The 10,359-nt window shown below is 32.6% G+C and carries 7 protein-coding genes; 6 read left to right on the plus strand and 1 reads right to left on the minus strand.

What is annotated here, in order from left to right:
- Window positions 1-329 precede the first annotated feature (329 nt).
- Together B0A58_RS08210 and B0A58_RS08215 are read left to right on the plus strand one after the other, a co-directional pair.
- On the plus strand, window positions 330-1,283 hold the full coding sequence (locus B0A58_RS08210) for an RHS repeat domain-containing protein (protein ID WP_207758837.1): 954 nt from the start codon (window positions 330-332) through the stop codon (window positions 1,281-1,283).
- Window positions 1,267-1,923 (plus strand): hypothetical protein, encoded by a 657-nt coding sequence (locus tag B0A58_RS08215; RefSeq protein ID WP_133063096.1) that lies wholly within the window; start codon window positions 1,267-1,269, stop codon window positions 1,921-1,923. The genes B0A58_RS08210 and B0A58_RS08215 overlap by 17 nt, the downstream gene beginning before the upstream one ends.
- A 22-nt stretch (window positions 1,924-1,945) precedes the next feature.
- On the opposite strand, the gene B0A58_RS08220 is transcribed toward B0A58_RS08215, so the two are convergent.
- The gene (locus B0A58_RS08220) at window positions 1,946-2,269 is read right to left on the minus strand and encodes a hypothetical protein (RefSeq protein WP_133063097.1); all 324 of its coding nucleotides are present in this window, start codon (window positions 2,267-2,269) and stop codon (window positions 1,946-1,948) included.
- A gap of 528 nt (window positions 2,270-2,797) precedes the next feature.
- Here B0A58_RS08220 and B0A58_RS08225 point away from each other — a divergent pair.
- The 4 genes from B0A58_RS08225 to B0A58_RS08240 all read left to right on the plus strand — a co-directional run bounded on the left by B0A58_RS08225 (window position 2,798) and on the right by B0A58_RS08240 (window position 10,094).
- Entirely contained in the window at window positions 2,798-3,802 is a 1,005-nt protein-coding gene (locus tag B0A58_RS08225) for a DUF2167 domain-containing protein (protein ID WP_089080665.1), read from the plus strand.
- A 309-nt stretch (window positions 3,803-4,111) separates the two neighbouring features.
- Window positions 4,112-5,986, plus strand: a complete 1,875-nt coding sequence (locus tag B0A58_RS08230) for a M1 family metallopeptidase (protein WP_089080666.1) — start codon at window positions 4,112-4,114, stop codon at window positions 5,984-5,986.
- Between the two features lie 132 nt (window positions 5,987-6,118).
- Entirely contained in the window at window positions 6,119-8,371 is a 2,253-nt protein-coding gene (locus B0A58_RS08235) for a patatin-like phospholipase family protein (RefSeq protein ID WP_089080667.1), read from the plus strand.
- An 82-nt stretch (window positions 8,372-8,453) separates the two neighbouring features.
- Window positions 8,454-10,094, plus strand: a complete 1,641-nt coding sequence (locus B0A58_RS08240; RefSeq protein ID WP_014082840.1) for an amino acid permease — start codon at window positions 8,454-8,456, stop codon at window positions 10,092-10,094.
- Window positions 10,095-10,359 lie beyond the last annotated feature (265 nt).

A 10,359-nucleotide genomic window follows, 5' to 3' on the forward strand; every position in this document is an offset into this window, starting at 1 on the left:
GATTACTATGATTCAACCAAATAAAAATTCATAAAAAATTTGAGTTTTTTTTACAAATAATTTAATTTTTCAAACCCTGTTGGCGTTCAAATGCTGCAGGGTTTTTTAATTTTTTTGAAACCTACTGCTTGAGTAAAATTTCAAAATTAATCTAGTTTTTCATTCTTACGGCATTTACTCCCCCTTCGGGGGCTGGGGGGCTTTGGAAGTTCCAATTATATTACTAACTTTGTGGGCGAGGTTTCGCAACATAGCGAGTACTTTGCTTTTGGGGAAATAAAATTCATCGAACTCCAATAAAAAATAAAATCGATGTGAGATAAACGTTCATTGAAGAGCATAAAGACAGCCACAACTCACCGTATAAGTTTAATGGTAAGGAGCTGGATGAGGAAAGTGGATTGTATTATTATGGGGCAAGGTATTATGACCCGAGGATTAGTATTTGGGCGAGTGTGGATCCGTTGGCGAACTTTAACCCTTTTATGGATGATGAGTTTTATTTTGATGGCGACCATAATGGAGGTTTAGAAAATTCTTTCAATCATTCAATATATTCTTATTGTTATCAAAATCCTTTAAGACTTATAGATCCGAACGGAAAACAGGTTGATGTTATAGACTTTATTCCTGTTGTAGGAAGCATAAAAGATATAATTAGAGGGGTTAGAGATGGTGATGGTACAACTTTAGCAATTGGTATTGTTGGCTTAGCAATTGATATTGGCACTTTGGGTGGGGGTTCGGGAGGAAAAGGACTACTAAAAGCAGGAGTTAAAATGGCTCTGAAAACTGAATCCAAAGTTTTAGCGAGAGTTGCAGCAGCTCAAGCTGCAAAAAGAGGTGGAGTAGTTTTTGCTGAAGGCGGTAGCAAGCATTTGCTAGCAGCTTTAGCAAAATATGAAATGAAAATTTCTGCTCAATCACAAAAGGTTTTAGACAAAATTGTTAATACAGCGTCTTCTTCTAAATGGGCTGGAAAACAACATAAATGTGTTGAATATGCTGAAGACATTGCAAAAAAAATAGGAGGAACAATAAAAAGTTTAGGAAATGAGGTTAGGGTTATGGCTGGAAATACGGATTATGGTTTTAATCATCATATTGTAGAGAAAATAGTTGATGGTAAAACTATTATTTTTGACAATATGAATCCTAATGGTATGCTAAAAGAGGATTACATAAAAAAAATTGATGGTATAATCCCTAGAAAAGGACCAAGTTCTTATCAAAATGGAAAAACATTATTACAAAATGCAAAAAAAGTTGAAAGTGCAAATTAGTAAATATAATATTTTAGTTATTTTAGATATTTTTATTGAAAAAGGTCTAATAAAAAATATTGAACATATTTATTTATTTATATATGGTATTAACCATTGCTTAATTAATAATAACATTGAAAATGACTTTGTTGATTGTTATTCAAGTTTTGAAAGTTATATAAGAACAAAATTTCCAGCCTGTAATAATTATAGTATTCCATATTTTTTAAGTTTAATTGATTCAAATAGTATCGAGTTTTTCAAAAGTTTATATTCTGATTTTTTAAGCGAAAACGAAAACATAAAATACGATTTCATCAACGATAATGTTTTAGAAAAGAGATTTAATAACGAAGATTTTTATATTAAACATTTAATAACATTACTAGATAGAGCATCTTTTTTTGACATAAACACTTTTGATGATTTTTTTATTTATCTTCAAGGATATTTTTACGTGTCAAAAGAAGATCACGTATATTTTATTCTTTCAGAATTTATGTCAAAATACAAAAGTGAAAAATTTAAAGAAAATCAATATATTAGAATGGCTTGTTCAAATTCAATAATTTCATTTAAAAATATGTTTATGCCTTTTCTGGAAGACAAGTTTAAAGTTCCCCCCGCTCCCGCGCGAATCCCCTCGCGTGAAAAGTGATAAAAAGCCAAAAACCACAATCCTAAAAACTTGTGGTTTTAAAACTAAATAATTTTTCAAACCCTATCAGCTTTTCAAACGCTGATAGGGTTTTTAAAATCTTTGCACTTGGGAACACCTCCAAAAGTGGCAATCTAGCCCCGACTGGAGTGGAAATCCTTTTTGTTTTTTCGTTAAAAACAAAAAGATTGTAGCGTAAGGCGGGAACTGGACCTGCGTGAAAATGCCAAAAGTGGCGGCTGCTGATGTTTTTGATGCTATTTTGGGTATTGAGTTGGGTTTTGAGCTGTATGAAAGACCGAGTAAACATATACGATGCTTCGTTTTTATGAACTTCAAATGACACCAGATAAGGTGATGTTTTTAAAGGTATGGCTCTGATTTTTTTGTGTCTAAATCGAAAGAAAGGGTTTGGTTATTGGATATTTAATACTTGATTCTATTGCGATTTATAGTTGTATTCGTCTATTTTTTAGCTGCTTTTTTTACCAAATTCATTATATTTATGTATTATCAAAACCTAAAAAGTTGCATTTACTGGTTGAAATTAGCTCATTTTTTCAAATAAATAACTTCACAACATGGAACTATTTTTTATGTATATTGGGTATAAATGGGGTATTAACATTTTTTTATTAAAAATTAAGGGGGTTAAAATAGAAATTATAAAGTATTTTAATAATAATTTTTTTGTTTAAAATATTTTTTTTTAATTTGTCGAATATATTATTTGATAAGTATTTTATTAGTGTAAAAAATAATATGTAACATATAATACAAACTAAACTAATTCCAAAAAATGAAAAAATTAATAACCAAAACCACTTTATTCATTACTCTGTGTTTGATTGGGCTATCCACTTAAGCACAAGAATTGACAGTTACTCAAATAGACTCTATCGAAAAATCATTCCATTACGAGCATGGAACAATCAAGTTAGCAAACGGCATAGGAAGTATCAATGTACCAAACGGATTCAAATATTTGAACCCAATCCAAGCAGAAAAAGTACTCGTGGATTTATGGGGAAATCCAAAATCTGATAACCTTACAATGGGATTAATCCTACCCGAAAAACAAAGCATCATGGGCGACAATGGCTATGTTTTTAATATTCAATATGACGAAATTGGCTATGTAAAAGATGATGATGCCGATGAAATAGATTATGATGAACTGCTAACGCAAATGAAAAAAGATACAGACGAAGAGAACGAAGCCAGAAAAAAAGAAGGTTATGGAGCAATCAATTTAGTGGGCTGGGCAGCAAAACCATTTTATGACAAGGAAAGAAAAATATTGCATTGGGCAAAAGAAATTAAATTTGACACCGATTCTATAAATTCAACTCTCAACTACAACGTTCGTATTTTAGGCAGAAAAGGGGTATTGGTGCTCAATGCCATTGCCAAAACATCGGAATTGCCTTTGGTTCAAAAGGACATAAACCAAGTATTGGATATAGTAAAATTTAATGACGGTTACAAATATGAAGAATTTGACAGCAGTATAGACGAAGTAGCCGCTTGGACTATTGGCGGATTAGTTGCTGGTAAAGTACTTACAAAAGTTGGGATATTGGCTCTAATTGCCAAGTTTGGAAAATTGATTGCTTTGGCTGTTTTAGGCTTTTTTGGTGCATTCAAGAAAAAAGTATTGGGATTTTTCTCGAAAAATAATACAGAGGAGGAAACAATCCATACAGAAGAAACAAATGAAAATAAGGAAGTCAATCCTAACAATATGAATGATTTAAGTCAGCAAGATGTTTATCAAATACCCGTTGAAAATCCGTCGGTAACTCCAGATGACACTCCGTTTGGGGCTTCAGAAAAACCTTCATCGGCAACTCCAGATGACACCTTAAAACAACCATAGGTAACCTCAAATGCCATTATATTGTAATAAAAACAATACTATTTTGAAAACCAAAAAACTATTAAATTGGTTTTTTTGGTTTTCTAATTTTATAAGAGTCCAAACCAACAAAGCCATTTCAATTTAGCAGAGGCTTTCATTTGTTTATTATCCATTATTGAAAACAAAATGTTAATATTATCAAAATATTGATAAAAATATCAAAAAACAAAACAAGTTATTGTATTTTTGTTAATTTTGTTTACAGCTCATAGATAGTCGTTATCATGAACGTTTAGAAAATATTCAACCTTATAGACCTTATTTTAAATGAAAAAAAAATTGATCATCGCCCTGATTTGCAGTAGCATTGGCAATGTTTTAGCCCAAAATGGCTATTGGCAGCAACATGTGGACTACAAAATAAAAGTAGTTATGGACAGCAAAAAATACCAATATAAAGGGAATCAAATTTTAGAATATACAAACAATTCTCCTGATACCTTAAAGAAAGTATATTTTCATTTATTTAATAATGCTTTTCAACCAGGAAGCGAAATGGATGCCCGACTTCAAACTATTAAAGACCCTGACGCTCGCATGGTAAATAAAATTAAAATAGGCGACAAGGAAGTTAAAGAAAGTCGGATTTCAAAATTGCTACCAAATGAAATAGGGTATTTACACGTATCGAATTTGAAACAAAATGGAATTGCTACTACTTCAAAAGAACTAGGAACCATATTAGAAATCACATTAAGCACTCCCCTTTTGCCTCATGCAAAAACGCTTTTTACAATGGATTTTGAAGGGCAAGTCCCCGTTCAAATTAGACGTTCTGGTCGAAATAATAAAGAAGGTGTCGAATTGTCGATGGCACAATGGTATCCAAAACTTGCAGAATATGATTTTGAAGGTTGGCATGCCGATCCCTATATTGCAAGAGAGTTTCATGGTGTTTGGGGTAATTTTGATGTTCAAATTACAATTGACAAAGATTACATTTTAGGTGCTTCGGGCTATTTAGAAAATGCCAATGCAATAGGTTATGGCTACCAAGATGCGGGAGTAGTTGTAAAAAACGAGCCGAAGAAAAAAACAAATACATGGCACTTTGTAGCTCCAAATGTACATGATTTTACATGGGCTGCAGATAAAAATTATTTGCACGATGTTCTTCAAGTACCAAATGGTGCAACGCTTCATTTTTTGTATAAAAACAATCCGAAAATTATTGACAATTGGAAGGCTGTAATGCCAAAAGTGGTTCAGTTGATGCAATATTATAACCAAACAATTGGTCAATATCCATATAAGCAATACAGTATTATCCAAGGAGGCGATGGCGGAATGGAGTATGCTATGTGTACCTTGATTCTTGGCGAAGGCACCCTTGATGGATTGACTGGCTTGATAGCACACGAGATGGGGCATTCGTGGTTTCAACACATCTTGGCAACCAACGAAAGCAAACACGGTTGGATGGACGAAGGTTTTGCTACTTTTATAGAAAACTTGGGCGTTAATGCCATTGCCGATAAAAAAACGGACAATCCATTTGAAGCTGAATACAAAAGTTATATGGCAATGGCCAATTCTGGAAAAGAACAGCCACAAAGCACACATGCCGACAGATTTGATGAAAACAGGGTATATAGCATTACGTCATACAGCAAAGGTTGTGTGTTTGCACGTCAATTGGGTTATTTAATTGGCGACGATTTGATGATGCAAACCATGAAACAATATTATACTGCATTCCAATTCAAGCACCCAACACCCAACGATTTTAAAAGAGTAGCAGAAAAAATATCTGGTGCATCGCTGGATTGGTATTTGACAGATTGGACTACAACTACCAATACTATTGATTATGCTATTAAAGAAGTCATTGACAATAGCGAAAAAACCAGTATCGTGTTGGAAAGAATAGGTAGGATGCCAATGCCTATCGATTTGAATATCACATATACGGATGGTTCTACAGAAAATTTTTATATTCCATTGAGAATGATGCATTTCGAAAAAGCAAACCCAACGCCTGATATCAAAAGGACTGTACTGACAGACTGGGCATGGGCCTATCCAACGTATCAATTTGATATACAACAAACTAAAAAAAATATTAAAAAAATAACCATAGACCCTTTGAATTTGATGGCCGATGTTAAAAAAGACAATAATACCCTGATAGTCAATCCATAAAACGGATACCTACAACTGCTCTGCAACGGTCTTTTTTTTTATATTAATCATCAAATTACTTAAATTTTAAAAGTGTTTAAAAGTCATACTTAATACATCGTTTGGAATAATTTGTTTAAAAAAATAAAAGTTATGCAACTTCAAAAACATCAAATGAAGGACAATACTATTTTTTGGCAGTCTCTAAAAATGATAGTCATCATGAGTTTTTTATGGAGCTATCAATACAGTTATGCTCAAAATCAAAGGCCAAAAGTGGGCTTGGTTTTGAGCGGAGGAGGAGCCAAAGGGTTTGCACACATTGGCGTCTTAAAAGTATTAGAACAAGCAGGAGTCAAAATCGATTATATTGGAGGCACCAGTATGGGTTCTGTAGTTGGGGGGCTGTATGCTTCGGGCTATAATGCACAACAAATTGATTCTATATTCAAATCGACCGATTTTGATGAGTTGATCAAAGACTTTATACCTAGGTCCTCCAAAACATTTTATGAGAAAAAAAATGACGAATTGTATGCCGTAACCCTTCCTTTCAGAAAATTCAGAATCGGACTGCCTTTAGCATTATCAAAAGGCCTTTATAATTACAATTTACTTACAAAATTAACGCACCATGTTAGAAATATAAATGATTTTTCAAAACTTCCAATCCCATTTGTCTGCGTAGGAACGGATGTTGAAACGGGCAAAGAAGTGCTGTTTAAAGGAGGGTATTTGCCTCAAGCTATTTTGGCTAGTTCTGCATTTCCAACTTTGTTTATGCCCGTAGAAATAGATCATAAACTAATAGTAGATGGCGGTGTTTCCAATAATTATCCTGTAGAAGAGGTACGAAGAATGGGAGCCGATATCATCATTGGGGTAGATGTACAAGACGATTTGAAAGGCAGACGAGCATTGACAGATGCTACTAAAATTTTTACACAAATTTCCAATCTTCAGATGATTGAAAAAATGCAAGCCAAAAAAAATCTAACCGATATATACATCAAACCTGATATAGAAAAATATGGTGTTGTATCGTTTGACGAAGGCCGAGCGATTATCAAAAAAGGCGAGGAAGCCGCATTTGCTGTTTATGAAAAATTCAAAGCATTGACTGCCGTCCAAAATAATGATACAAAACAAGAGGCCAAACCAATAAACGAAAGTATATGTATTGCTTCTATCCAAATCAACCATCTAAAAAATTACACTTATGATTATGTTATTGGAAAACTAGGATTTAGAGGTGGAAGTCAAATAACATTTACAGATTTGAATTTAGGAATAAATAAACTCAATGCTACACAAAACTTCAGTGATATTAATTACAAAATACATCAAACTTCCGATGGTCAAAACGAATTAATTATGGAGTTAAAAGAAAATAGAGTTAAAACATTTCTAAAATTTGGTATGCACTATGATGGTTTATACAAAAGTGGTTTGCTTTTAAATTTGACACAAAAAAAATTATTGTTTAAAAATGATGTTGCCTCTATAGACGTAATTTTGGGAGACAATTTTAGGTATAATTTTGACTATTATATTGACAATGGATTTTATTGGAGTTTTGGAGTCAAATCAAAATACAATGTGTTTAATAGAAATGTATATTCTGAGTTCAAAGAGAATAACTTTTTGCAGTTTGAAGGATTACGAAGTTTGAACATTGATTTTAGCAGTTTGAGTAACCAAATATATGTGCAAACAGTTTTTGCACAACAATTTTTATTAGGTATAGGAGCAGAGTTTGATCATTTAAAAATATCCTCTAATAATTTAGATAATAACGCTCAAATCATTGAAAAAAACGAATTTGCAAGTGGTTATTTGGCATTGAAATTTGACAATTTTGACAATAAATATTTTCCAAAAAAAGGATTTTATTTCAGTAGCGATTTTCAAACCTATTTGTATTCGTCAACATTAAAAACCAATTTCAAACCATTTTCCATATTAAAAGTGGATTTTGGCATTGCAAGAAGTTTTCACAAAAAAACCACCCTCACAGTACAGGCAGATGCGGGTTTGAGTATTGGCGAAAGACAAACAGCCGCTTTTGATTTTGTGTTTGGAGGTTATGGTTTTAATCCTACAAAAAACATCAAACCTTTTTATGGATATGATTTTCTGAGTGTTTCGGGCAATAGCTATATAAAAGCAACCGTAACGATGGATTATGAAATTTTCAAAAAAAACCATTTGAATTTTTCGGCAAATTTTGCCAATATCGAAAATAATTTATTCGAAAAAGTCAATTGGATTTCAAGATCCAAATATTCGGGATATGCCTTGGGCTATGGGATAGAAACGGTTATTGGCCCAATAGAAATTAAACAAACCTATTCGCCCGAAACAGGCAAAGGTAATACTTGGTTTGCCGTAGGTTTTTGGTTTTAAAAACGAAATAAATAAAAAATGTTGTAGATTATTAAAAAATTGATATATTTGAACCAACAAATTAAATTAAAATAGAAAAATTATGTCTATTTGGAAAAGAAAACCAATCAATCAATTATTAGAAGAAGCGTCTGAATCTGAAAAAGGATTAAAAAGAACGCTAACCGCCAGAGGATTAACTGCTTTGGGGGTAGGAGCCATTATCGGCGCAGGGTTATTTTCGATAACTGGTTTAGCAGCAGCATCTAATGCTGGGCCTGCCATAACCATTTCGTTTATTGTAGCGGCTATCGGTTGTGTATTTGCAGGATTGTGCTATGCAGAATTTTCATCAATGATACCCGTTGCTGGAAGTGCCTACACCTATTCATTTGCTACAATGGGTGAATTTATCGCTTGGATTATCGGATGGGATTTAGTACTCGAATATGCCGTTGGGGCTGCCACAGTATCCATAAGTTGGTCCAGGTATTTAACTAAATTTCTCGATGGTTTTGGAATTCATCTCAACGAAAATTTTACACATTCGCCATTTGAAGGGGGTTTGATAAATATTCCTGCTGTTTTTATTGTAATGCTCATGTCTTTCATCTTGATGCGAGGAACAAAAGAATCGGCAACAGTAAATGGAATTATTGTAATGCTTAAAGTTTCGGTGGTGTTAATTTTTATTGCTTTAGGTTGGCAATATATCAAACCAGAAAATTACACTCCATATATTCCCGAAAACAAAGGGACTTTTGGCGAATTTGGTTTTTCTGGTATTATTAGAGCCGCAGCTATTGTGTTTTTTGCTTATATCGGTTTTGATGCTGTTTCAACAGCTGCACAAGAAGCTAAAAACCCTAAAAAGGATATGCCTATTGGAATTTTATTGTCGTTAGGAATTTGTACTGTATTGTATATATTATTTGCACATGTAATGACAGGGGTAGTCAATTATACTGCTTTTGCTGGTGCAGATGGAATTGCTCCTGTAGCCATTGCCATAGACAATATGGGCGAAGTTAGTGCTTCGGGAGCTGTTATACCTGCTTTTCCTTGGTTAAATAAAGCTATTATTTTAGCTATTCTTGGTGGATATGCTTCTGTAATTCTAGTGATGCTTATGGGACAAAGTAGAGTGTTTTTTTCTATGAGTAAAGATGGTTTAATGCCAAAAGTGTTTTCTGAAATACACCCAAAATTTAGAACTCCTGCAAAAAACAATATGTTGTTTATGCTCATTGTTAGTATTTTTGCAGCATTTATCCCTGCTCGTGTTGTTGGCGAAATGACAAGTATAGGAACCCTTTTTGCTTTTATATTAGTTTGTCTTGGCGTATGGATCATGCGTGTCAAAATGCCCGAAGTGCCACGTGCCTTTAAAACTCCAATGGTGCCATTGGTACCCATTTTAGGTATATTAGTTTGCCTTGGTATGATGGTTTTTTTACCATTGGATACATGGATTCGATTAATTGCTTGGATGATGATAGGTTTTGACATTTATATTTTTTATGGAATGAAAAACAGTATATTAAACAAAGGTGAATTTAGTTTTAATAACTATAAAACTGTTGCATTTTCAGGTTTAGCAATGGTTATTGCCTTAATTATTATTGCAATTATTCATCATAGCGATCCAAATATTGATGATGTGTATTTGTATTATTTTGCATTAGGTTTTTCTGTAGTTCATGCCATTATTTATTCTTTAAGCCTTTTGAGAGTTAAAAAATAATTTTATTATATTCTTAAAAAAAGGGTTTGTTTTTTAAATATTTAAAAAACAAACCCTTTTTTTTTGTACAATGATTTTTTTTAATATATTTGTATAGCCTTTTACTAGAAGATAATTGATGTGTTTAATTTGTAGAAAATAAATATTATAACATTAAATTTTGATCAAAATTTTACTCCTATAAAAAACGATTGATGACATAATTAAAACCTAATTCAACCTTTTAATTCAAGTTTTTAGAATTTTAATTCAATGTCGTTAAGTT

The sequence above is a fragment of the Flavobacterium branchiophilum NBRC 15030 = ATCC 35035 genome (genome assembly GCF_002217205.1).
Taxonomy (GTDB): domain Bacteria; phylum Bacteroidota; class Bacteroidia; order Flavobacteriales; family Flavobacteriaceae; genus Flavobacterium; species Flavobacterium branchiophilum.

Excerpts from the sequence above, each read along its gene's own strand:
- B0A58_RS08230 (WP_089080666.1), top strand. The coding sequence starts at position 4,112 with ATGAAAAAAAAATTGATCATCGCCCTGATTTGCAGTAGCATTGGCAAT.
- B0A58_RS08240 (WP_014082840.1), top strand. The coding sequence starts at position 8,454 with ATGTCTATTTGGAAAAGAAAACCAATCAATCAATTATTAGAAGAAGCG.
- B0A58_RS08235 (WP_089080667.1), top strand. The coding sequence starts at position 6,119 with ATGCAACTTCAAAAACATCAAATGAAGGACAATACTATTTTTTGGCAG.